Source organism: Mycobacterium vicinigordonae (assembly GCF_013466425.1).
Classification (GTDB): domain Bacteria; phylum Actinomycetota; class Actinomycetes; order Mycobacteriales; family Mycobacteriaceae; genus Mycobacterium; species Mycobacterium vicinigordonae.
The window spans coordinates 2,283,790-2,306,728 of sequence record NZ_CP059165.1 but is presented as its reverse complement, the minus strand read 5'-3'; the positions used below and the strand labels follow the sequence as shown (position 1 = coordinate 2,306,728).

Annotated in this window: 20 protein-coding genes and 2 pseudogenes; 3 read left to right on the top strand and 19 right to left on the bottom strand. The window is 68.0% G+C overall.

What is annotated here, in order from left to right; translation table 11 throughout:
* Window positions 1–7: 7 nt before the first annotated feature.
* The 11 genes and pseudogenes from H0P51_RS10595 to rimP all read right to left on the bottom strand — a co-directional run bounded on the left by H0P51_RS10595 (window position 8) and on the right by rimP (window position 9,950).
* Entirely contained in the window at window positions 8–841 is an 834-nt protein-coding gene (locus H0P51_RS10595) for a carbohydrate ABC transporter permease (protein ID WP_180917881.1), read from the bottom strand.
* Window positions 838–1,734, bottom strand: coding sequence for a carbohydrate ABC transporter permease (locus H0P51_RS10590; RefSeq protein WP_180917880.1), 897 nt, complete (start codon window positions 1,732–1,734; stop codon window positions 838–840). The genes H0P51_RS10595 and H0P51_RS10590 overlap by 4 nt, the downstream gene beginning before the upstream one ends.
* Complete coding sequence (locus H0P51_RS10585; RefSeq protein ID WP_180917878.1) at window positions 1,731–1,868, bottom strand: hypothetical protein; 138 nt, start codon at window positions 1,866–1,868, stop codon at window positions 1,731–1,733. The genes H0P51_RS10590 and H0P51_RS10585 overlap by 4 nt, the downstream gene beginning before the upstream one ends.
* Window positions 1,832–1,992 (bottom strand): annotated as a pseudogene (locus H0P51_RS10580) (PPE domain-containing protein); the annotation flags it as partial. The pseudogene H0P51_RS10580 and the gene H0P51_RS10585, both read right to left, overlap by 37 nt.
* Window positions 1,993–2,127: 135 nt before the next feature.
* On the bottom strand, window positions 2,128–3,471 hold the full coding sequence (locus H0P51_RS10575) for an MATE family efflux transporter (RefSeq protein WP_180917875.1): 1,344 nt from the start codon (window positions 3,469–3,471) through the stop codon (window positions 2,128–2,130).
* The gene (locus H0P51_RS10570; RefSeq protein WP_180917873.1) at window positions 3,437–4,459 is read right to left on the bottom strand and encodes a DHH family phosphoesterase; all 1,023 of its coding nucleotides are present in this window, start codon (window positions 4,457–4,459) and stop codon (window positions 3,437–3,439) included. The genes H0P51_RS10575 and H0P51_RS10570 overlap by 35 nt, the downstream gene beginning before the upstream one ends.
* On the bottom strand, window positions 4,422–4,955 hold the full coding sequence (gene rbfA, locus H0P51_RS10565) for a 30S ribosome-binding factor RbfA (protein ID WP_180917871.1): 534 nt from the start codon (window positions 4,953–4,955) through the stop codon (window positions 4,422–4,424). The genes H0P51_RS10570 and rbfA overlap by 38 nt, the downstream gene beginning before the upstream one ends.
* A gap of 62 nt (window positions 4,956–5,017) precedes the next feature.
* Window positions 5,018–7,828, bottom strand: a complete 2,811-nt coding sequence (gene infB / locus H0P51_RS10560) for a translation initiation factor IF-2 (RefSeq protein WP_180917869.1) — start codon at window positions 7,826–7,828, stop codon at window positions 5,018–5,020.
* 75 nt (window positions 7,829–7,903) lie between these two features.
* Complete coding sequence (locus H0P51_RS10555; RefSeq protein WP_425489042.1) at window positions 7,904–8,143, bottom strand: YlxR family protein; 240 nt, start codon at window positions 8,141–8,143, stop codon at window positions 7,904–7,906.
* A gap of 236 nt (window positions 8,144–8,379) precedes the next feature.
* Complete coding sequence (nusA, locus tag H0P51_RS10550; protein WP_180917866.1) at window positions 8,380–9,423, bottom strand: transcription termination factor NusA; 1,044 nt, start codon at window positions 9,421–9,423, stop codon at window positions 8,380–8,382.
* Entirely contained in the window at window positions 9,420–9,950 is a 531-nt protein-coding gene (rimP, locus tag H0P51_RS10545) for a ribosome maturation factor RimP (RefSeq protein WP_180917864.1), read from the bottom strand. Before rimP ends, nusA begins: the two co-directional genes overlap by 4 nt.
* A 199-nt stretch (window positions 9,951–10,149) precedes the next feature.
* Between rimP and H0P51_RS10540 the strand changes: the two genes are divergently transcribed.
* Both H0P51_RS10540 and H0P51_RS10535 read left to right on the top strand, forming a co-directional pair.
* Window positions 10,150–10,689, top strand: coding sequence for a hypothetical protein (locus H0P51_RS10540; protein ID WP_425488982.1), 540 nt, complete (start codon window positions 10,150–10,152; stop codon window positions 10,687–10,689).
* Entirely contained in the window at window positions 10,686–11,150 is a 465-nt protein-coding gene (locus H0P51_RS10535; RefSeq protein ID WP_180917860.1) for a ferritin-like domain-containing protein, read from the top strand. Before H0P51_RS10540 ends, H0P51_RS10535 begins: the two co-directional genes overlap by 4 nt.
* Here H0P51_RS10535 and H0P51_RS10530 read toward each other — a convergent pair.
* The 8 genes and pseudogenes from H0P51_RS10530 to mqo all read right to left on the bottom strand — a co-directional run bounded on the left by H0P51_RS10530 (window position 11,119) and on the right by mqo (window position 21,738).
* Window positions 11,119–12,897 (bottom strand): proline--tRNA ligase, encoded by a 1,779-nt coding sequence (locus tag H0P51_RS10530; RefSeq protein WP_180917858.1) that lies wholly within the window; start codon window positions 12,895–12,897, stop codon window positions 11,119–11,121. The genes H0P51_RS10535 and H0P51_RS10530 overlap by 32 nt on opposite strands.
* A gap of 123 nt (window positions 12,898–13,020) precedes the next feature.
* A complete protein-coding gene (locus H0P51_RS10525; protein ID WP_180917856.1) occupies window positions 13,021–14,613 on the bottom strand; it encodes an MFS transporter in 1,593 nt (530 codons plus the stop codon).
* 22 nt (window positions 14,614–14,635) lie between these two features.
* Window positions 14,636–15,864 (bottom strand): annotated as a pseudogene (gene cobA, locus H0P51_RS10520) (uroporphyrinogen-III C-methyltransferase).
* A gap of 89 nt (window positions 15,865–15,953) precedes the next feature.
* Window positions 15,954–17,327 (bottom strand): cobyrinic acid a,c-diamide synthase CobB, encoded by a 1,374-nt coding sequence (locus tag H0P51_RS10515; RefSeq protein WP_180918876.1) that lies wholly within the window; start codon window positions 17,325–17,327, stop codon window positions 15,954–15,956.
* Window positions 17,328–17,350: 23 nt separating this feature from the next.
* The gene (cobO, locus tag H0P51_RS10510; protein ID WP_180917852.1) at window positions 17,351–17,965 is read right to left on the bottom strand and encodes a cob(I)yrinic acid a,c-diamide adenosyltransferase; all 615 of its coding nucleotides are present in this window, start codon (window positions 17,963–17,965) and stop codon (window positions 17,351–17,353) included.
* Between the two features lie 20 nt (window positions 17,966–17,985).
* Window positions 17,986–19,830: a magnesium chelatase subunit D family protein gene (locus tag H0P51_RS10505; protein WP_180917850.1), complete on the bottom strand. Its 1,845-nt coding sequence runs from the start codon at window positions 19,828–19,830 to the stop codon at window positions 17,986–17,988.
* Window positions 19,827–20,303 (bottom strand): GNAT family N-acetyltransferase, encoded by a 477-nt coding sequence (locus tag H0P51_RS10500; protein WP_180917849.1) that lies wholly within the window; start codon window positions 20,301–20,303, stop codon window positions 19,827–19,829. Before H0P51_RS10500 ends, H0P51_RS10505 begins: the two co-directional genes overlap by 4 nt.
* Window positions 20,296–21,738, bottom strand: a complete 1,443-nt coding sequence (gene mqo / locus H0P51_RS10495) for a malate dehydrogenase (quinone) (RefSeq protein WP_425489041.1) — start codon at window positions 21,736–21,738, stop codon at window positions 20,296–20,298. Before mqo ends, H0P51_RS10500 begins: the two co-directional genes overlap by 8 nt.
* 182 nt (window positions 21,739–21,920) lie before the next feature.
* Between mqo and H0P51_RS10490 the strand changes: the two genes are divergently transcribed.
* Window positions 21,921–22,937: an alpha/beta hydrolase gene (locus tag H0P51_RS10490; protein ID WP_180917847.1), complete on the top strand. Its 1,017-nt coding sequence runs from the start codon at window positions 21,921–21,923 to the stop codon at window positions 22,935–22,937.
* The last annotated feature ends 2 nt before the right edge of the window (window positions 22,938–22,939 follow it).

Below are 22,939 nucleotides of genomic sequence, written 5' to 3'. Positions count from 1 at the left end.
TTTGGAGTCAACCCTTCACCGCGCCCGATGTCAGACCCTTGATCATCTGGCGCTGCAGCGCGACGAAGATGAGCAGGATCGGCAGCATCGCCAGCAGCGTCACCGCCATCACTGGGCCCCAGTTGGTCACACCCTCAGCTTGCTGCAGGAAGGTTAGGCCGACCGGCAGCGGGGCCACCGACTCGTCGTCGGACATCAGGAAGGGCCACAGGTATTCGTTCCACTCGTTGACCACCGTGATGATGCCAAAGGCGACCATGGTGGGCCCCGACATCGGCAACACCACCCGCAGCAGCAGTTGCCACCACCGCGCGCCGTCCATCCGGGCCGCCTCGATGACCTCGACCGGCAGCGACAGAAAGTGGTTGCGCATCAAGAACGTTCCGAACGCGACACCGGCCAGCGGCAAAATGATGCCTGGAAATGTGTTGCGCAAGCCCAGTTGCGAGATCAACGCGTAGTTGGAGATCACGGTGATCTGATTGGGCACCATCAGCGCAGCGATGATCAACAGGAACACCGCGTTACGGCCTGGGAACCGCACGAAAACCAAGCCGAACGCGCTGAGCACGCCGAGCACGAACTTCACCAGCGCCAGAGCCGAGGTGATAATCACCGAGTTGCGCAGGTAGATCCAGAACGGGATCTGGTGGGTGGCGGTCCGGTAATTCTGCGGGTGCCAGCGCGGCGGCCACCAGGTGGTGGGTTGGGAGTAGATGTCGGGCTGCTGTTTGAACGAGGTAAAGAACACGAAAGTCAGCGGACCGGCGATGAGCAGGATGACCATCAGCATCGCCGCGTAGCCGAGCAGGCGCGCGGGCCGGAGCCGGTCGGAAGTCATTGGTGCTGCTCGCGATCCATCAGCCGCACTTGGTAGTAGGTGATGGCCAGCAGCACCAGGAACATGATCGTGGCCACGGTGGCGCCGTAGCCGGCGCGGAAGTTGCGGAAGGTCTCCACGTACACCTGGAAGACCATCGTGGTGGTGCCAGTGCCCTCCGGCCCGCCGCGGGTCATGATGTTGATCACGTCAAAAACCTGCAGCGAGTTGATCAACACCGTGATGGACAGGAAGAACGTGGTGGGCCGCAGCTGCGGCAGCAACACCCGGTAAAACGTGGTCCACCGGCTGGCGCCGTCGATCTCGGCCGCTTCCAACAGGTCTCGCCGCACCCCCTGCAGCGCGGCAAGATAGATCACGAAGGTGTAGCCGAGGTTCTTCCAGACGTAGGTCACGGTCACCATGAACATCGCCCAATGCGCATCCTGATAAAAATCGGGCACCCCCGCCCCTACGCGGCGGAGCAGATCTTGCACTAGACCGAAATGCGGGTCGAATACGAATTGGGCGGCCAGGCCGACCGCCGCGCCGGAGATCACGAACGGGGCGAACACCGTGGAGCGCACCAGGTTCCGTCCGCGCAGCGGTTGGTCGAGCAGCATAGCTAGCGCCAGCCCGAGCACCATCGAGCCGACCACCGCGGCCACGGTGAACACCGCGGTGTTCAGCAGGATCTGGACGGTATCCGAGCGGGTGAGCCATTCGGCGTAGTTGGACAGCCCGATGTACTGCGCCCGCGGATCGGAGATGTTCCAGTCGAAGAACGACAGCCGGATGTTGTCGGCCAACGGGCGGTAGATGAACAACGACAGCAGCGCCACGTTGGGCCCGACCAGGACGACGAACAACACGTAGTCCCGACGGGACCGTAGCCGTGGACGTTGGAGCGTCACCGGCGCAGTGTAGCGCCGTCGAGGTGAACGGTCGGATGAAGCCGAGCGACCCTGATAGCCCCGACGTTGAAGAAGCCCGAGACCAGCACGCCGGTGTTGCCGAAACCGACGTTGCCGCTGCCGGCCCCTGCCACGCCTGCCCCGTCAGCCCCGAGGTCACCGACGCGAAAGAGTGCGCCGCGCCGCCAGCTCCTCGGCAAGCACGTCCCATGCGGCCGCGGCTTGCCGCATCGGTGCCGGCCCGGCACCGAGGAACATTCCGCAGCGAGTCGACCTGCGGGTCGGGCAGTGTGGTAACACCGCGAAATTCACGAAAGCCACCTCCCCCGCCCGGCACCGCTTGGCGCGCCGGAGCCCGCACCGGCACAAGGTGAAAGCCGCACTCGCGGGTCGCTACCTCGCCCAGTGTCCCGACAGCGCCCGCCAGCCCCCGAATATCAACCGCAACACCATGAACAAGCTCAAACCGGACCAGATGCCGGCCAGGCCCCAGCCGAAGGCCAGCGACAACCAGATTAGCGGCAGGTAGCCCAGCACCGCGCTCACCGCGGTCGCGGTGCGCATGAACGCGGCGTCACCCGCGCCCAGCAACACCCCGTCCAGCGCGAAAACAATTCCGGCGACCGGCAATTGGGCCACCAGGAACCACCACGGCACGCCGATCACCGAAAGTACCGACGGGTCGTCGGTGAACAGCCCCGGCAGTACCGCCGAACCCACCCCCAGGGCAACCGCCAAAATCCCGGCGGCCAGTAGCGAGAACCACGTCACCCGCCACGCCACCCATTTCGCGTGCGCGACCTGGCCTGCCCCCAACGCGGCACCCACCAATGACTGTGCGGCAATGGCCAACGAATCCAGTACCAAAGCCAGAAAAGTCCACAGCTGCAGCACAATCTGATGTGCCGCCAGCGCTGCGGCGCCAAAACGGGCCGCCACCGCAGCAGCCGAGACGTAGCACACCTGAAAAGCCAGCGTCCGCACGATCAGATCCCGTGCCATCACCAGTTGCCCGCGCAACACCGCGGGATCCGGCCGCAACGGCACCCGCTCGGCCAGCAGCGCACCGAAAAACAGCACCGCGGCCAGCCACTGACCCGACAGGTTGGCCACCGCGGACCCGGCCAGCCCCAGCCGGGGCAGGTACAACCAGCCGTACACCAGCAACGGGCACAGCAACGCCGACAGCGTGAATCCGGCGACCACGTAGCGCAGCGGACGCACGGTGTCTTGCACCCCGCGCATCCACCCGTTTCCGGCCAGCGAAACCAGGATCGCCGGAACGCCGAGGATCGCGATCCGCACCCAGGGCCCGGCCGCCGCCGCGACGTCGGCATTGCCGGCGATCGCCGACACCACCGGCGCCGCCACAGCCTGGACCACGGCGACGGTCAACACGCCCAAGACAACGGCGACCCAGGTGGCCTGCACCCCTTCGTGAACGGCGACTGCGCGGTCACCGGCCCCGAAATGGCGCGCCGAACGCGCGGTGGTCCCGTACGAAAGGAATGTCGACCCGGATCCGACCAGGCCCAGCACCAGGCTGCCGATTGCCAGGCCAGCCAGCGACACCGCGCCGAGGCGCCCGACCACGGCGGTGTCGAACAACAGATACAGCGGCTCGGCGGCCAGTACCCCCAGCGCGGGCAGAGCCAGCGCGGCGATCCGCCGCCCGCTGGCACCGCCGTCGGTCAATCGCTGCTCAGCCCAGCGCGGCACACAGCGACGCGACGACATCCTCGACGGAGCCGCTGGTCGAGTAGCCGGCGGCCAACCGGTGGCCGCCACCGCCGAACCCGGACGCAACGATCGACAGGTCGACGTTCTTGGCCCGCATCGACACCGACCACTGCCGCGGCTGGACCTCCTTGAACACCGCGGCGACCTCGGCCTGCTGAGTGGTGCGCACGATGTCGACGACGCTTTCGACTTCCTCGGAACGGGAGTTGAGCCATTCCTGGTGATCGACGATGGCATAGACCAGTCCACGGCCACCGACAGCATCGGCCCGTAACTGGGCCGAACCCAGCACGCGCGACAGCATCGGCAGCCAGGCGAAGGGGTGGCTGTCCATCAGCGACCTGCTGATCGACGCGTTGTCCACCCCGATGTCGACCAGCCTTGCGGCCAGCCGCAAGGCGCGGGCGCTGGCCCAGCGGAACGATCCGGTGTCGGTGGTCAGCCCTGCGTAAATGCAGTGCGCCACGTCCTTGTCTATGACCTTGCCCCACACGTCGAGAATCTCGGCGACCATCATCGTGGTCGAATCCGCGGACAGGTCTACGAAGTTCGCGGTGCCAAACATTCCGTTGGATACGTGGTGGTCGATCACCAGCAGCTGCTGCCCGGGACCAGCCAGATCCCGCAGGCTGCCCAGCCGGTGGGGACTGGGCACGTCGACCGTCACCACCAGATCGACATCGCGGCGCAGCTCGTCGGGGGTAACCAGCAGGCGTCCGCCGGGCAGCGAGCGCAGCGACTCGGGCAGCTCGGCCGGCGCGGCGAAGCTGACCTGGACCCGCTTGTCGCACCGGTCGAGCACGGTGGCCAGCGCCAGGCCGGCCCCGATGGTGTCGGCGTCCGGGTGGACATGACAGATCACCGCGACCGTGTCTGCATCCGACAACAACTGGGCAGCGCCGACCGCGTCGACGCGCGCCCCCTCAGGCCGCGACATGCTGGTCAGCTCAGTCTTCAGGTCGATCTTGCGATCGGTTGTCGTCATCGGTGTCCTCAGCTCCGAGCCCATTCGGACTGCCAAGTCCCCCGGCGGTCGACGGTTCGGCCGCCATCCCACTGTCACGGTACGGGTCGGCCTCCCCGGCCGGCTTCGCACCTACTCGCACCCGCGCCAGGTCAGCATCCGCCGCGCGGGCACGAGCAAGCAACTCTTCCATCCGGTTCACCGAGTCGGCCGTGGTGTCGCGGGTGAACGTCAGGGTGGGCGTGAAGCGCACTCCGGTGCCGGCCCCGACCTTGGTGCGCAATGTGCCCTTGGCCCGGTCCAGCGCCGCGGCCGCCGCGTCGTAATCCGGCTCGTCGTCGAGCGTGGGACCCATCACCGTGTAGTAGAGGGTCGCGTCGTGCAAGTCGTTGGTGACCTTGGCGTCGACGATGGTTACCCCGGCCAGACCCGGATCCTTGATCTCGTACTCGATCGCCGAGGCAACGATGGTGAAGATCCGCTTGGCCAGCCGGCGGGCCCGGGCGGGATCAGCCATGCGCGCTCACCACGATTGCACCGCTTCCTGATCGCTGCGCTTTGCATCGCCGGCGACGCGCGTCATGACCGTTCCTTCTGGACCAACTCAAACGACTCGATGATGTCGCCTTCCTTGATATCCGAATAGCCCAGCGTCAGACCGCATTCGAAGCCCTCGCGGACCTCGGTCACGTCGTCCTTCTCGCGGCGCAGCGAGTTGATCGAAAGGTTCTCGGTGACCACTATGTTGTCTCGCAGCAACCGGGCCTTGGCGTTGCGTCGCACAATGCCGGAGGTGATCATGCAGCCGGCGATGATGCCGACCTTGGAGGACCGGAAGATGGCGCGGATCTCAGCGCGGCCCAGCTGGTTCTCTTCGTAGATCGGCTTGAGCATGCCACGCAGGGCCTTCTCGATCTCGTCGATCGCCTGGTAGATGACCGAGTAGTAGCGGATCTCGACGCCTTCCCGGTTGGCCAGCTCGGTCGCCTTGCCTTCGGCTCGCACGTTGAAGCCGATGATGATCGCATCCGAGGCCGACGCCAGGTTCACGTTGGTCTCGGTGATGCCGCCGACGCCGCGGTCGATGACGCGCAGCGCCACCTCGTCGTCGACCTCGATCCCCATCAGGGCCTCTTCCAGCGCCTCGACGGTACCGGCGTTGTCGCCCTTAAGAATCAGGTTCAGCTGGCTGGTTTCCTTCAGCGCAGAGTCCAGGTCCTCCAGGCTGATCCGCTTGCGGCTGCGGGCGGCCAGCGCGTTGCGCTTGCGGGCACTGCGCCGATCGGCGATCTGGCGGGCGATGCGGTCTTCGTCGACGACGAGGAAGTTGTCGCCGGCACCGGGCACCGAGGTGAACCCGATGACCTGCACCGGACGCGATGGCAACGCCTCTTCGACGTCGTCGCCGTGCTCGTCGACCATCCGGCGGACTCGCCCGTAGGCGTCGCCGGCAACCACCGAGTCACCCACCCGCAGCGTGCCGCGCTGCACTAGCACGGTGGCCACCGGGCCACGGCCGCGGTCCAGGTGTGCCTCAATGGCAACGCCCTGGGCTTCCATGTCGGGGTTGGCCCGCAGGTCCAGCGCCGCGTCGGCGGTCAGCAGCACCGCCTCCTCGAGCGCCTCGATGTTGGTGCCCTGCTTGGCCGAGATGTCGACGAACATCGTCTCGCCGCCGAACTCCTCGGCAACCAGGCCGTATTCGGTGAGCTGACCGCGGATCTTGGCCGGGTCGGCGCCCTCCTTGTCGATCTTGTTGACCGCCACCACGATCGGCACATCAGCGGCCTGCGCGTGGTTGATGGCCTCCACCGTCTGCGGCATCACACCGTCGTCGGCCGCAACCACCAGGATGGCGATGTCGGTGGCCTTCGCGCCGCGGGCACGCATGGCGGTGAACGCCTCGTGACCCGGGGTGTCGATGAAGGTGATCAGCCGCTCGTTGCCGTCGTGCTCGACGCTGACCTGGTAGGCACCGATGTGCTGGGTGATGCCGCCCGCCTCGCCCTCGCGGACGTTGGCCTTGCGGATCGTGTCCAGCAAGCGGGTCTTCCCGTGGTCGACGTGACCCATCACGGTGACAACCGGCGGGCGCTGTTCGAGCTCGTCCTCGCCGCCCTCGTCCTCGCCATAGGTGAGGTCGAAGGACTCCAGCAGTTCGCGGTCCTCGTCCTCGGGACTGACGACCTGGACCACGTAGTTCATCTCGCTGCCCAGCAGCTCGAGCGTTTCGTCACCAACCGACTGGGTGGCGGTGACCATCTCCCCGAGGTTGAACAGTGCCTGCACCAGCGCGGCCGGGTTGGCGTTGATCTTGTCGGCGAAGTCGGACAGCGACGCCCCGCGGGCCAGCCGGATCGTTTCGCCGTTGCCGTGCGGCAACCGCACACCGCCGACGACCGGCGCCTGCATGTTCTCGTACTCGGCGCGCTTGGCCCGCTTGGACTTGCGACCGCGCCGGGGTGCGCCGCCGGGACGGCCGAACGCACCGGCTGCGCCGCCGCGCTGGCCGGGACGGCCACCACCGCCACCACCGGGGCCTCCGCCGCCGGGGCGGCCACGGAACCCGCCGCCGGCCCCGGGAGCTGCGCCGACGCCTCCGCCGCCGCGGTAGTTACCGCCGCCGCCGTCGGATCGACCGCCACCGGGACCGCCGGGACGTGCGCCGCCGGGCCGGGGCGCTCCGGTACGCGCTGGACGGGGACCGCCGGCACCGCCGGGACGCGGCGGCATGCTGCCTGGCGAGGCACCGCCCGGGCGCGGCGCTCCGGGGCGGGGTGCGCCGGGTCGTGGAGCCTGCGGATGCGGCCGCGGTATGGGCCGATCGACGGGCTGCGCCGACGAGAAGGGGTTGTTGCCGACGCGCGGGGTACGAACGCCCGGTTTGGGCGCCGGGCCGGGCCGCGGGCCGGGTGTCATGCCCGGTTGGGGCGTCTGCGGGCTGGGCGGCTGACCAGGAGCCGGGCTCGGGGCCGGAGTCGGCGGGGCCGGTGCGGTGGGCTTGGCCGCCGGAGCCGCCGGAGCCGCCGGAGCCGCTGCGGCCGGCGGGGCTACCCGACTGGGATCTGACGGCTTCGCCGCGGGTGGCGCAGTACCGTCGCCGACCGCCCTGTCCAGCGCGCGGTCGAGGGCCGCGTCCGACGGCTTCGCACCGGCGGAGACCTTCTCGGGAGCCTTGGCCGCCGCGGAGCCGGGGCTTTGCGCGGCGCCCTTCGCGGAGGCGGGCTTGCCGCCGCCGAACGACTCGCGCAACCGCCGGGCTACCGGCGCCTCTACCGTCGAGGACGCGGACTTGACGAATTCGCCCTGTTCATTCAGCCGGGCGAGCACTTCCTTACTGGTGACACCGAGTTCCTTTGCCAACTCGTGTACGCGGGCCTTACCTGCCACTACATCTCCTGTCTATGAGGCGACAGTCGGTGGGCCGCGCCTCGGGTTTAGCTATGACACATGGTCATCGGGACTTCACGGTGTGCTCATGTTCGTTGCTACCTGTTCTGTTGCACGGTGGGACGAGCTGCACAGCTCGATCACCGCGGATGTGTCCGGTGAACCGGTGATGCGCAGCGCTCTGGTGAAAGCTCGCCGCCGAATCGCTAGTTGTGCGCACTGCGGGTCGGGATGCAGCCAAGCACCTCGTCCCGGCAGGCTTGCGGCCCTGTCAACGATCACGGCGTAGTTGTCGTTCCCGTCCGACCGAGCCACCACTCGCAGCAGTTCGACGGCCAACTCTCGCTTCCGACATCCGACGCACGTCCGCACCGGTCCACTGGGGTTGTCGGAACGTCCGTGCGCTGATGCCGAAGGCTCGCGCTGGATCACGGCTCAGTCTAGCGTCACCGAACTACTGCGCCGAACCGCCCGGTAGGCCCGCTGTGCTGGACGGTCCGATGCGGCCGTTACGGGGGGACCTTCGGGTACCGGCGCCGTTCACACCCAGCTCAGTGTTCGTGCGCCATTCCCTGGCTTGCCCCCTGCTCCGGGTGGTCTCCGGATGGACCCGGTGAGTCACCGCGGATGTCGATGCGCCATCCCGTCAGCCGCGCTGCCAGCCTGGCGTTCTGCCCTTCCTTGCCGATGGCCAACGACAATTGGAAGTCGGGCACCACGACGCGCGCGGCCCGGGCGGTCTGGTCGATGACCTGCACTGAGACGACTTTGGCCGGTGACAGCGCATTGGCCACGAAGCGGGCCGGGTCGTCGTCGAAGTCGATGATGTCGATTTTCTCCCCGGACAGCTCGCTCATCACGTTGCGGACACGTTGACCCATCGGGCCGATGCATGCGCCCTTCGCGTTCAAACCCGCGACGTTGGACTTCACCGCGATCTTGGAGCGATGGCCGGCCTCCCGTGCCACCGCGACGATCTCAACCGAACCGTCGGCGATCTCGGGCACTTCCAGCGAGAACAGCTTGCGTACCAGGTTGGGGTGGGTGCGCGACAACGTGATCACCGGCTCGCGGGCGCCGCGGCTCACGCCGACGACATAGCAGCGCACGCGGTTGCCGTGTTCGTAACTTTCACCGGGCACCTGCTCGGCGGCCGGGATCACCCCTTCGGAAGCCTTAGCCTCGGTGCCCATCCGCACTACTACCAGTCCGCGGGCGTTGGCCCGGCTGTCGCGCTGGATGACTCCGGCGACGATCTCGCCCTCCCGGGTGGAGAATTCGCCGAAAGTGCGCTCATTCTCAGCGTCGCGGAATCGCTGCAGCATTACCTGGCGGGCCGTGGTGGCGGCGATGCGGCCGAAACCCTCTGGGGTGTCGTCCCATTCGCTGATCAAGTTGCCTTCGTCGTCGGTCTCGCAGGCGATCACCCGCACTACGCCGCTCTTGCGATCGATTTCGATGCGCGCCTCGGTCTGGTGGCCCTGGGTGTGCCGGTACGCGGTGAGCAGCGCGGACTTGATCGTTTCGAGCAGCTCGTTGACCGAGATGCCCCGGTCCACCTCGATCGCGTGCAGCGCAGCCATGTCGATGTTCACGCTCCACCCTCCATCCCCTGCGCCAACTCCAGTTCGGCTGGTGTCGGTGGCGAAAATTCAACCTGCACAACGGCTTTGACGATCTCAACCAGCGGGATCTCGCGTAGCGTCAGGTTCCGTCCGGCTCGCACGACCAGAGCGACCGCGCCATCCCGGACGGGGCCGACCCGTCCGGTTAACCGTGACCCGTCGGCGAGCGTGACCTCGACCTTGCGGCCGCGCGCCCGGCGAAAATGCTTCTCGCTGCTTAGCGGCCGCTCCACGCCGGGAGAGCTGACCTCGAGCACGTATTGTCCGATGCCATCGCCGCCCGGCGCGTCCAAGCTGTCCAGCAGATTCGACGCCGAACGCGACAGATCGGCGACGGTGTCCAGATCCAAGGCGGTGTCACCGTCGGCGATCACGGTAATACGTGGAGGACGGGAGCGGCTGTCGATGACCACGTCTTCGATCTCGTAACCGGCGTGCGCGAACTCAGCACTGAGCAGCTCGATCACCTGCGCCTGCGAAGGTAGCCCGATGGTCACGGCGAGCTCCTGATCTTGAGTTGTCGGTCGTTCGGCGGTCCCCCGGCGGGGTCGCCACCTAGCTGACTTGCGGCCAGCTAACAACGATACGCCAGGAATCTGCGATGACGCCGTGATCACCTCGTCCGGTCCGGCGCTGCAACGCGCCAGTCAGTTGCCGCGGCGTCCGCCACGATGAGGTGATGGCAGGATGTGGGACGTGCCCAGAGCAGTACCCGTGATCAGCAGGCGGGGTGTGCTGGCCGGCGGTGCGGCGCTCGCGGCGCTCGGGTTGGCAGCCACCGCCTGCGGCGAGTCCGCACCCAAGCCGCCGGCCGTCGAAGAGCTGCTGGCTCCGCTGGAACAGGCCCGGCACGATAGCGCGCTGGCCAGCGCGGCCGCCGGAGCGGTTGGCAGCCCACCCCAGATCGCGGCCGCGTTGACCGTGGTCGCCACTCAGCGCGCCGCGCATGCCCGGGCGCTGTCCACCGAGATTGCCCGCGCGGCGGGCAAGCTCATCTTCTCGACGAGCGAGACGACGAACAGCTCCAGCGCCAGCCCGGCGGGCGAACCGGAGGCTCCCCCGCCCCCACCGCCGGCGGTCTCGGACGTCATCGACTCGCTACGGAAGTCCGCCGAGGACGCCAACCGGTTGCTGGCCGCCTCGTCGGGGTACCGGGCCGGGCTGCTCGGCTCGATCGCCGCCTCGTGCACCGCGTCGGCCACCGTCGCGCTGGTACCCGGAGGACCGTCGATATGACCGGCCCGAAGCGTTCACCGGCTGGAAAGGACGCCGACGTGGCGGCGCTGGGAGAGGCACTCGCCGTCGAACATGCCACCATCTACGGCTACGGCATCGTGTCGGCCATGTCGCCGCCCAGCGTCAACGATCTGGTGGTGGAGGCACTCAACCAGCACCGGCAGCGCCGCGACGATGTGATCGCGATGCTGACCGCGCGCAAGGCCAGCGTTCCGGTGGCAGCGGCCGGCTACCAGCTGCCGTCGCCGGTGGGCAGCCCCTCAGAAGCGGCCCGGCTGGCCGCGCGGATGGAGAATGACGGCGCCACGGCGTGGCGGGCGGTCGTGGAGCACGCGGACACCGCTGACGACCGCGCGTTCGCCGCCACCGCCCTGACTCAAAGCGCGGTGCTGGCCGCCCGCTGGAACAAGGTGTTGGGCGGGTGGCCGATCACCACGTCTTTCCCGGGTGGTTCGGAGTAAGCCCACCGCTGATCGCGGTCACGATGTCGGCGGCCAGCGTGTCGCCGACAGCTAGTTCGGTGGTCTGCCCGGCAAAGCGGTCGCGCAGCTCCACCCGGCCGTCCGCCCAGCCCCGCCCCACCACGATGACCCAGGGCATGCCAAGCAGTTCGGCGTCCTTGAACTTCACCCCCGGCGATGCCTGACGGTCGTCGAGCAGGACCTCGACACCGATTTTGTCCAGTTCGGCCGCCAGCTTGGCCGCGCCCAGCCGAGCCTCGGGGTCTTTGTTGGCGATCACCAGGTGCACGTCGAAGGGCGCGACCGACGACGGCCAGCGCAGCCCGAGTTCGTCGTGGTGCTGCTCGGCCACCACGGCAACCAGCCGGGACACCCCGATGCCGTAGGAGCCCATGGTCAGCCGCACCGGCTTGCCGTCCTCACCGAGCACGTCGGCGGTGAACGCGTCGGCGTATTTGCGGCCGAGCTGGAAGATGTGCCCGATCTCGATGCCGCGGGCCATGACTAGCCGGCCGGCGCCGTCCGGCGAGGGATCGCCCTCGCGTACCTCGGCGGCCTCAATAGTGCCGTCGGCGGCGAAATCACGGCCGGCTACCAGGCCGACAACGTGGCGGCCGGGTTCGTCGGCGCCGGTGATCCAGCTGGTGCCGTCTGCCACGCGAGGATCGACAAGATAGCGAACGTTGTTGTTCTGCAACCCTTTCGGCCCGATGTAACCCTTGACCAGAAAGGGGTACTTGGCGAAGTCGGCGTCGTCGAGCAGCGCGTAGTCGGCGGGTTCGAGGGCGGCGGCCAGCCTCTTGTCGTCGACCTCGCGGTCGCCGGGGATGCCGATGGCCAGCAATTCCCACTCCCCGCCTGGCTGGCGGATCTTGACCAGGACGTTCTTGAGGGTGTCGGCGGCGGTAACGGTGCGGCCCAGAGCTTCGTTGGCCCAGTCGACCAGCGTGGCGATGGTCGGGGTGTCACCGGTGTCGTGCACCCGCGCCTCCGGCAGCCCCTCGGTGGGCCGAGATTCGGGACGCGCCGTGATGACGGCCTCGACGTTGGCCGCGTAGCCGGATTCCGGGCAACGGACGAAAGTGTCCTCACCGATGGGGCTCTCGGCCAGGAACTCCTCGGAAGCACTTCCGCCCATCGCGCCGGAGACCGCCGAGACGATGACGTAGCGCACCTGGAGACGGTCGAATATGCGCTGGTAGGCCTCGCGGTGGGCATGATAGGAGGCTTTGAGCCCGGCGGCGTCGACGTCGAAGGAGTAGGAGTCCTTCATCACGAACTCGCGACCGCGCAGGATGCCTGCGCGGGGGCGCGCCTCGTCCCGGAACTTGGTCTGGATTTGGTACAGCGTGAGCGGGAAATCCTTATAGGAGCTGTACTCGCCCTTGACGGTCAGGGTGAATATCTCTTCGTGCGTGGGACCAAGCAGGTAGTCGTTGCCGCGGCGGTCTTTGACCCGGAATACGCCGTCGCCGTATTCGGACCAGCGGTTGGTGGTTTCGTACGGCGCACGCGGCAGCAGCGCGGGCAGCAGGATCTCCTGGCCGCCGATGGCGTTCATCTCCTCGCGGACGACGCGTTCGATGTTGCGCAGCACCTTCAGACCGAGGGGCAACCAGCTGTACAACCCGGGCGCGACTGGCCGTACGTAACCGGCGCGGATCAAGAGTTTGTGGCTGGGCACTTCGGCGTCGGCGGGGTCGTCGCGCAGGGTGCGCAGGAACAGCTCGGACATCCGGGTGATCACAGCCGGCAAGCCTACTTGGCGGCCCAGTGCGGCGAGCGTCACGCCGGACGGGCAGGGCCACCCCTGGCCTGCGGCGCCGAACGTGACGCCGAGGTTCGGCGGGACGGGAGTACCGCGGGGAAGCTACAGCTCCCCGGCGTCCATCGCTTCCTTGACTTCCTGCGCGTGCGCCACTTGCTCCGGCGTGTATCCAATGAACAGCGCCGCGCAGCCCACGATGACGGCCGCGCCGGCCACCCAGAGCAGCCCGTATGTGTAGCCGTGGTCGAGCGCCTGCAACTGCGCGTCGTTCATGAACTTCACCGGGCCGGTGGTACCACCCAGGAACAGGGTGCGGGAGGTGATCACGGCCTGGATGACTGCCAGCACCAGCGGTCCGCCCAGACTCTGCAGCATCAGCGTCAGCGCCGAGACCGGGCCGATCTGGTCGAATCCGACGCCGGCGATGGCCGACAGCGTCAGCGGGACGACGACCATGCCGATGCCGATTCCGCCGACGACGATCGGCATCACCAGGTTCGGGAAGTACGGCACCCCACGGTGCATGAACATCGAGCCGTAGATCATGGCGCCCAGCAGCAGCCAGCCACCGCCGATGGTCAGCACCCGCGGCGAGAACCGCGACACCAGTTGCGAGGAGATGCCGAGGCCGATTCCCATCGCGATCACGAACGGGATGAAGCCGACGCCCGCGCGCAGCGCGCTATAACCGAGGATGTCCTGCACGTACAGGCCGATGCAGACGGTCAGGCTGAACATGACGCCGCCGGCCAGCAGGATGGCGACGAAGGTGACCAACCGGTTGCGGTCGCGGAACAGCTCGAACGGGATGACCGGGTTCTCGGCCTTGCGCTCAACGACCGCGAAGGCGATGGCAGCCGCCGCGGCGAGGAGCCCGGAACCGATGGTGGTGACTGAGATCCAGCCCTTCTCCGGGCCGATCGAGAAGGCGAAGACGGCCGCGGTGCACGCCAACGTGGCCAGCATGGCCCCGGTGGCGTCGAGCTTCATCCGTTCCCGGTTGGTCTCGCGCAGCGCGGTGCGGGCGAGGTAGATCATCACCAGACCGATCGGCACGTTCACCAGGAACGCCAGCCGCCAGGAGTATTCCGTCAGGAAGCCGCCGACGACCAGGCCCATCACCGAACCGATCGCCGTCATCGCGGCGAACACGGCGGTCGCGGCGTTGCGCGCGGGACCCTTCGGGAACGTCGTCGCCACCAGCGCCAGGCCGGTCGGGGATGCGATCGCCGACCCGACACCCTGCGACAGCCGCGCAATCACCAGCGTCACCTCGTCCCAGGCGACCGCGCACAGCACCGACGAGATGGTGAACAACGCGACACCGACGATGAAAGTGCGTTTGCGGCCGATGGTGTCGCCGAGGCGACCGCCGAGCAGCATTAGCCCGCCGAAGGTCAGCACGTAGGCGGTAATCACCCAGCTCCGGCCGGCATCGGACAGGCTGAGCTCGTTCTGGATCTTAGGAAGCGCCACGATCGCGACGGTGCTGTCCATGGTTGCCAGCAGCTGCATACCGCCGATCGCGATGACCGCGGCGATGAACCGGCGTGAGGGCAGCCAGGTCGGGTAGTACCTGCTCATGCGCTGCAAAGCGGTCTCCACCGATCGCGTGGGACGCTCCTGGGCCGAACGTTCTGAGCGTCCATCCGTCCAAGTGTGGACTGTCCGCTCTGATTCGTTGAGAGCCGTCATAGCGGGTTACCTTACAGTAATCTTAAGAATTGTTTAAACCCCGGACGGTGCTGAAGCCTTTTCAAGACCCACTACGGGGCCGATAACGATGATCGCGGGAGGTCGGATGCCTTCCGCGCGAATTTTCTCCGGCGTGTCCGCCAGTGTCGCCCGCAGCGACAGCTGGGCCGCCGTGGTGCCGTGCTGGACCACCAGCACCGGAGTTTCTGCAGGTCGGCCGCCTTTCAGCAGCGCTGCGGCGAAGAGTTCGATGCGTTCCACCGCCATCAGCAACACGATCGTGCCGGTCAGTGCTGCCAAAGCATCCCAATTCACTAACGATTCGGGATGGTCGGGCGCCAAGTGGCCGCTGACCACCACGAATTCGTGATTTACGGCCCGATGGGTGACCGGAACGCCCGCGGCGGCAGGTACTGCTATGGCACTTGTCACACCTGGCACCACGGTCACCGGAATCCCCGCTTCGGCGCATGCCTGGACTTCCTCGAATCCGCGGGCGAACACGAATGGATCGCCGCCTTTGAGCCGCACGACGAACTTACCGGCCCGAGCCCGCTCGATGAGGACGGCGTTGATGGCGTCCTGGGCCATCGCCCGGCCGTACGGGATCTTTGCCGCGTCGATGACCTCGATATGCGGGCCGAGCTCGGCGAGCAGCTCGGGAGGCGCCAGCCGGTCGGTGACCACGACATCGGCCTGGGCGAGCAGCCGCCGACCGCGCACGGTGATCAGTTCGGGGTCGCCGGGGCCGCCCCCGACCAGCGCGACACTCCCTCCCACGACGTCGGAGTTCTCGGCGCTGATCAACCCTTGCTGCAGTGCCTCGCGGATGGCCGACCGGATGGCTGCCGAACGGCGATGCTCGCCGCCGGCCAGCACCCCCACCGAAAGGCCCGCGTAGCTGAATGACGCGGGCGTGACCGCGGTTCCCTCCACCGCGATGTCGGCACGCACACAGAAGATCCGCCGGCGTTCGGCTTCGGCGACGACGGCTGCGTTGACCTGCGGATCGTTGGTAGCCGCGAGCGCATACCAGGCGTCCTGCAGATCGCCGTCGCGGTACTCGCGCACCGACAGGGTGATGCCTTCCATCGCCTCCACGGAGCGGGTGGCGCTGCGGGATACCACGTGCACGTCGGCACCGCTGGCAATCAGTAGCGGCAACCGGCGCTGCGCGACGCTGCCCCCGCCGACGACAACGACTTTCCGGCCGGCCAGTCGCAGTCCCGCGAGGTAGGGGCTCTCGGTCACCGGGCAAGCTTAATGTTCGCGGCTCAGATGTGTTCGGTCGCGAGTCGGACCGCACGGTGATTGCGCGGGGCTCGATCTCGGGAGTCGCGCTACGCTCGCGGGCTCGGCGCCGCGGCGTGAGCGACGAAACGGGCCGCCGCCCCGGGGTTCGCCGCAGCGTGGGTGTGCAGGTACGACGCGTGCACCCCACGGTGCACGACGCCCTCGCGACCCTTCTGATCCGCATCGCCGGGCTGCAGGTACCCCCACGCCGGCCGATACGACCGAGCGAAAGTGATTGTGGTTCGGTGGAATTCGTGCCCCACCACCCGCTCGCCGAGGGTATGCAGCGGCGAGTCGGCCAGCGCCACCGCGTCGCGGTAACCCAGGGTGAGCCGCTGGGTGAAGTCCGCCGATCCGTCCAGCACGCCACACATCGGCTGGCCGTCGACGTCGGACACCAGGTAGATCAACCCGCCGCATTCGGCGTGTAGGGGTGCGCCGGTGGCCGCCAATTCGCGAACCTGGCGGCGCAGGCTGTCGTTGGCGGACAGCTCGGCGGCGAACTGCTCGGGAAAGCCGCCCGGCAGCAGCACCGCGTTCGCGCCGTCGGGCAATGGGTCCACAAGTGGGTCGAACTCGGCGATGTCCGCACCGGCCGCGCGCAACAGCTCGTTGTGCTCGGGGTAACCGAAACTGAACGCCTTGCCCGACGCCACCGCGACGACGACGCGCGACGCGGTGGACGGACCCACCGCCACCGCCGGATCCCAGGGCGCGTCCTGGACGCGGCTCGAGGCGGCGGCCACCACTGCGGCCAGATCGATGTGTCGGGCCACCAGATCGGTCATCGCCTCGACCGCCCGCCGGGCGTGCCGGCCATACTCGAGCGCCGTCACGAGCCCCAGATACCTTGTCGGAAGTTCCAATTCGGCAGCACGCGGGATGGCACCGAGCACTGGGACCCCGGCCTGCTCGCACGCCTGCCGCAGTACCTGTTCGTGACGGGCCGTCCCGACCCGGTTCAGGATGACGCCGCGGACCCGGGTGTGCGGATCGAACGTCGAAAAGCCGTGCAACAGGGCGGCAACGCTGTGGCTCTGACCCCGCGCATCCACCACCAGGATTACCGAAGCGCCTAGCAGGCCCGCGACGTGCGCGGTCGAACCCGGTGCAGGACCCGGCGCGTTCGGATCAATCCGCCCATCGAACAGACCCATCACTCCCTCGATCACCGCGATGTCGGCGCCGGCGGTGCCGTGTCGGTACAGCGGGCCAATCAAGCGCTCCCCCACCAGCACCGGATCGAGGTTGCGGCCAGGGCGCCCGGCGGCCATGGCGTGGTAACCGGGGTCGATGAAGTCGGGCCCCACCTTGAACGGAGCCACCCGATGACCGGCCCGGCTCAGCGCACCAATCAAACCCGTTGCGACGGTGGTCTTTCCGCTGCCGGACGTGGGGGCCGCGACGACAACGGCAGGTATTGCGGACGGCGTGACGCTCCTGGTCACCACTCGATGCCCTTCTGACCCTTGCGCCCGGCGTCCATCGGATGCTTCACCTTGGTCATCTCGGTTACCAGGTCGGCGGCCTCGATCAGGCGCGGCGGCGCGTCGCGCCCGGTGATCACCACGTGCTGGTGACCGGGCCTGCCCAGCAGGGCGCCAACCACTTGGTCGACGTCGAGCCAGCCCCACTTCAGCGGGTAGGTGAATTCGTCGAGCACGTAGAAGTCGTGCAGTTGGGCGGCCAGCCGACGCTCGATCTCCGCCCAGCCGGCGGCGGCCGCCGCCGCGTGGTCGATTTCGCTGCCCGACTTGCGGGTCCAGGACCAGCCGGCACCCATCTTGTGCCATTCCACCGTGCCGCCGACGTTCTGCTCGTCGCGAAGTCGGGCGAGATGCCGAAATGCCTGCTCCTCCCCCACCTTCCACTTCGCGCTCTTGACGAACTGGAAGACCGCGACATTCAGGCCGGCGTTCCATGCCCGCAACGCCATTCCGAACGCGGCCGTCGACTTACCCTTGCCGTCACCGGTATGCACCGCCAGGACAGGGGTGTTGCGCCGTGCCCGGGTGGTCAGGCCATCGTCCGGTATTTCGATCGGATTACCCTGTGGCATAGTCGATTACCGGCTTGTGATTATGCGACGGTGCGCACGGCGCGGGTCAGATGGTCGGCATGCAACTGCTCCAGCCGGATGACGGGCGCACCCAGCTGGCGGGCCAGCTGGCCGGCCAGACCAAGCCGAACGAAGGACGTCTCGCAGTCCACTACCACCGCGGAGACGTTCTCGACGACGAGCCGGGCCGCCGCGAACTTGGTGCGGGCCAACGGGTCTGGGCCCGCGGTGGCCCGCCCGTCGGTCAGCACTACTACCAGCGGCCGCCGGGCCCGATCGCGGACCCGCTCACGCAACACCAGTTCGCGGGCCGCCAGCAACCCTTCGGCCAGCGGGGTCCGCCCGCCGGTGTCGAACCGGGCCAGCCGGCGGCCGGCGATATGCGCCGACGACGTCGGCGGCAGCAACATGGTGGCGTTCTGCTGCCGGAAGGTGATGACCGCGACCTTGTCGCGCCGCTGGTAGGCATCGCGCAACAGCGACATGGTGGCGCCGCTGACGGCAGCCATCCGGTCCCGGGCCGCCATCGACCCGGACGCGTCGACGACGAAGATCACCAGGTTGCCCTCCCTGCCCTCACGCACCGCGCGCCGCACGTCCTCCGGGCGCAGCCGCAGCCGTCCGGCGCCGGCGGCCTGCCCGGCCGCGGACAGCAGGGTGGCGAACAGGTGCAGACCGTGCGCGTCCGGCACGGACGGCTCCGCGGCGGCCACCACGCTGCCGGAGGCGTTGCGGGCGCGGGATCGCCGGCCGGGCGCGCCCTCCCCGACGCCGGGTACGGTCAGCGCCCGAGTGCGAAAGACCTGCGACGGCGGCGCACTGGGTCGCGGCGGTTGCTGAGTGGGCGGTCGGGAAGCCGGTGGCGATTCGGCGGGCTCAGCGTCTTGGGCCGCCTCGCCGCCGCCGGGCGGGTCGGGGTCCGGCTGGAGGCCAGCCTGGGATTCAGCAGCCTTGGCCAGCGCCTCGTCCAGTTGGTCGCCGTCGATGCCGTGATCGTCGAACGGGTCGCGGCGGCGGCGGTGCGGCAACGCGAGCTCGGCGGCCACCCGGATGTCCTGCTCCTCGACGGTGCGGGCGCCCCGCCAGGCCGCGTGCGCGGTCGCGGTCCGCGCCACCACCAGATCCGCCCGCATTCCGTCCACATCGAACGCCGCACACAACGCGGCAATACGGCGTAATTCGTTGTCCGGCAATAGTACATCGTCGACCGTCGCGCGTGCGGCAGCGATGCGCCGAGCCAGTTCTGCGTCTGCGTCGGCGTAGCGCTTCGCGAACGCGTCCGGATCGGACTCGTAGGCCATCCGCTGACGGATCACCTCCACCCGCACGTCGACGTCCCGCGACGCCTGCACGTCGACGGTGAGGCCAAACCGGTCCAGCAACTGCGGACGCAGTTCGCCCTCTTCGGGATTCATGGTTCCGATCAACAGGAAGCGGGCCTCGTGCGTGTGCGAGATGCCGTCGCGTTCGACGTGTACCCGGCCCATCGCGGCAGCATCGAGCAGGATGTCGACCAGGTGGTCGTGCAACAGATTGACCTCGTCGACGTAGAGCACACCGCCATGGGCGCGGGCCAGCAGACCCGGCGAGAAGGCGTGTTCGCCATCGCGCAGCACCCGCTGCAGGTCCAGTGATCCCACCACCCGGTCTTCGGTTGCGCCCAAAGGCATCTCGACCAGACCGGTATCGCCGGAGCCGGTGGCCGCGGACAGCAGGGCGGCCAGGCCGCGCACCGCCGTCGACTTCGCGGTGCCCTTCTCGCCACGGATCAGCGCACCTCCGATCTCAGGGCGCACCGCACACAACAACAAGGCGAGCCGCAGTCGTTCGTGGCCGACGATCGCGCTGAACGGATATGGCTTCACCGCTGCGCCCCCGCCGCTGGACCGGAGGCAGGTCGCAACATCGGGACGTGCGGGATGCCGCCGTCGATGAATTCGTCGCCGTCGCGGACGAATCCGTGTTTGGCCCACATGTCCGCGAGGTAGGTCTGCGCATCCATTCGGCACGGGTAATCGCCCACCTCGGCGAGGGCGGCTCGCAGCAGCCGGGTGGTGTGACCCTGCCCGCGGGCGCTACGTTTGGTGCACAGCCGCCCGAGCCGGAACGCCTTCTCCCCGCCGGGATGTTCCTCCATCAGCCGTAGGGTGCAGATCACCTCTCCCTGAGGTGTTTCCAGCCAGAAGTGCCGCGTCTCGGCAAGCAGGTCGCGACCGTCCAGCTCGGGATACGGGCAGGCCTGCTCGACCACGAACACCTCCACCCGCAACTTGAGCAGTTCGTAAAGCGTTGCAGCGTCGAGGTCCTTGGACCAGACGCGGCGCAGAGCTTCACTCATGATGTCGCTCTCCCAACTGCAGCGCCCGTGCCGTCCACGACCGCAACTCTTCGTACAACGCCGGCTCACGGGACAGCTGCGTGCCCAGTGACGGCACGATTTCCTTGAGGGTGGGCAACCAGGATTGGTATCGCCCCGCGAAACACGTCTCGAGCACTTCCAGCATTGCGGGTACGGCGGTCGACGCACCTGGCGATCCGCCGAGCAATCCCGTGATGCTGCGGTCGGCCGCGCCAACGATGGTGGTGCCGAATTCCAGTACGCCGCCTTTGCGTCCGTTCGGGCGGATCACTTGCACCCGCTGGCCGGCCACCGTCAGCTCCCAATCGGAACCCGTTGCGCTGGGGGCGAATTGGCGAAGCTGCCGGATCCGGGATGGCTCGGCCAGCCGCAGCTGACCGAGTAGGTATTTGAGTAGCTTGGTCTCGGTGGCGCCTACGCCCAAAACAGGCCATAGATTGCCGGGGCGAATCGAGCGGGGCAGGTCGCTGAAATTCCCGTGCTTCAAGAACTTCGGCGACCAGCCGGCATACGGCCCGAACACCAGCCACGGCTTGCCGTTGACATACCGAAGGTCCAGATGCAGCGCACCCAGCGGCGGCGCCCCCGGCGCCGGGACGCCGTACACCTTGGCCTGGTGTGTCGTGGTCAATGCGGGTTCGGCGGTGCGCAAGAAACGACCACCGATGGGAAAGCCGGCGAAACCCTTGATCTCGTCGATGCCCGCTTTCTGCAATAGCGGCAGCGCATCACCGCCCGCGCCGACGAACACGAATTTTGTGTTCAATTTGCGCTTTTCGCCCGTGCGGCGGTTACTGACCGTTAGCGTCCAGCTGCCGTCGGACTGACGGGACAGGCCGGTCACCTGATGACCGAAGCGCACCGTGACGCCGGTGCTCACGCAGTAACCGATGAGCTGGCGGGACAGCGCGCCGAAGTCGACGTCGGTGCCGTCTGCGGCCCAGTTCAGTGCGACGGGTTCGGCAAAATCGCGGCCGGAAGCCATGAACGGTAACCGGCGCGCGAACTCGTCGGGGTCCTCGATCAGTTCGGTCGCGGCGAATAACGGGTTGTGCGCCAACGCTTCGCGGCGCCGCCGCAGATAGTCCACGCCGTCGCTGCCGTGAACAAAGCTCACGTGTGGGACGGGGCGCAGGAAGCCGCGCACATCGGCAAGCATGCCGTTCTCCACCGCGTACGCCCAGAATTGACGGGTGATTTGAAACTGCTCGTTGACCAGCACCGCTTTGGTGATATCGATCGAACCGTCGGTCCGCTGGGGGGTGTAGTTCATTTCGCACAGCCCCGCATGCCCGGTGCCAGCGTTGTTCCACGGACTGCTGCTCTCCGCGCCGACGGCGTCGAGCCGCTCGATGACGGTGACCGACCAGTCCGGTTCCAATCGTCGCAGCAGTGCTCCCAGAGTGGCGCTCATGATCCCGGCACCCACCAACACGACGTCGGTCGTGGATCGTTCTGCCACCGGGTCTGTGGTCCTTCCTTGCCAGGCCTGCGCCGGTCCCAGGCTATCGCGAGCCGGATGGCCTCACGACTTGCGGCGGGCATCAGTGCGGGATCGATGGCCGGTACCTGCGACCACGCTTTAAGCTGGCCTTCGTGACTGGCTGGGTGCCCGACGTCCTACCCGGGTTCTGGCAGTACACGATCCCGCTAGGGCCCGACCCGGACGGCGAAGGTGATGTCGTCGCCACCCTGGTGCGGCGCGGCGACCGTCCGGCCGGCGACCGCGCGGTGCTGGCGGTCCACGGCTACACCGACTACTTCTTCCAGACCGAGCTGGCCGACCACTTCGCCGGCCGCGGCTTCGGGTTCTACGCCCTAGACCTGCGCAAGTGCGGCCGCTCGCGCCAGCCGGAGCAAACGCCCCACTTCACCACCAACCTCGCCCACTACGACGCCGAGCTGGACCGCGCGCTGGCCCTGATCCGCGACGAGTCCCCGCGAGTCACGATACTGATGTACGGGCATTCGGCGGGCGGCCTGATCGTGTCGCTGTACTTGGACCGGCTGCGCCGACAGCGCCGGCTCGCCCGGGCCGCGGTCGACGGACTAGTGCTCAACAGCCCTTTTCTGGACCTGCACGGACCCGCAGTGCTGCGCCTCGGTGTCACCTCGGCCACCATCGCCGCGCTGTCGCGGGTTCGCAGCCGAGGTGTCGCACGGGCCAGCGGCACCGGCGGCTACGGCTCCAGCCTGCACCGCGACTACCACGGTGAGTTCGAGTACAACCTGCAGTGGAAACCGCTGGGCGGGTTTCCGGTCACCTTCGGCTGGCTGCACGCCGTGCGCCGCGGCCAGGCCCGGCTGCATCGGGGACTCGACGTGGGTGTACCGAACCTGATCCTGCGTTCGGACCACACCGTGGACGAGAACGCCGGGGCAGCCGCACTGCAGCAAGGCGACGCAGTTCTCGACGTCCGTCAGATCGCCCGGTGGGCTGGCTGTATCGGCAACCGGAGCAGCATCATTCCGGTGCCCGACGCCAAGCACGACGTGTTCTTGTCGCTGCCGCAACCACGCACGCTGGCCTACGGACATCTGGACCGCTGGCTCGACCAATATCTGGACAAACTGAACGACACCGGCGCCTCGGCACCGTCGGGGAAAGGCTGACG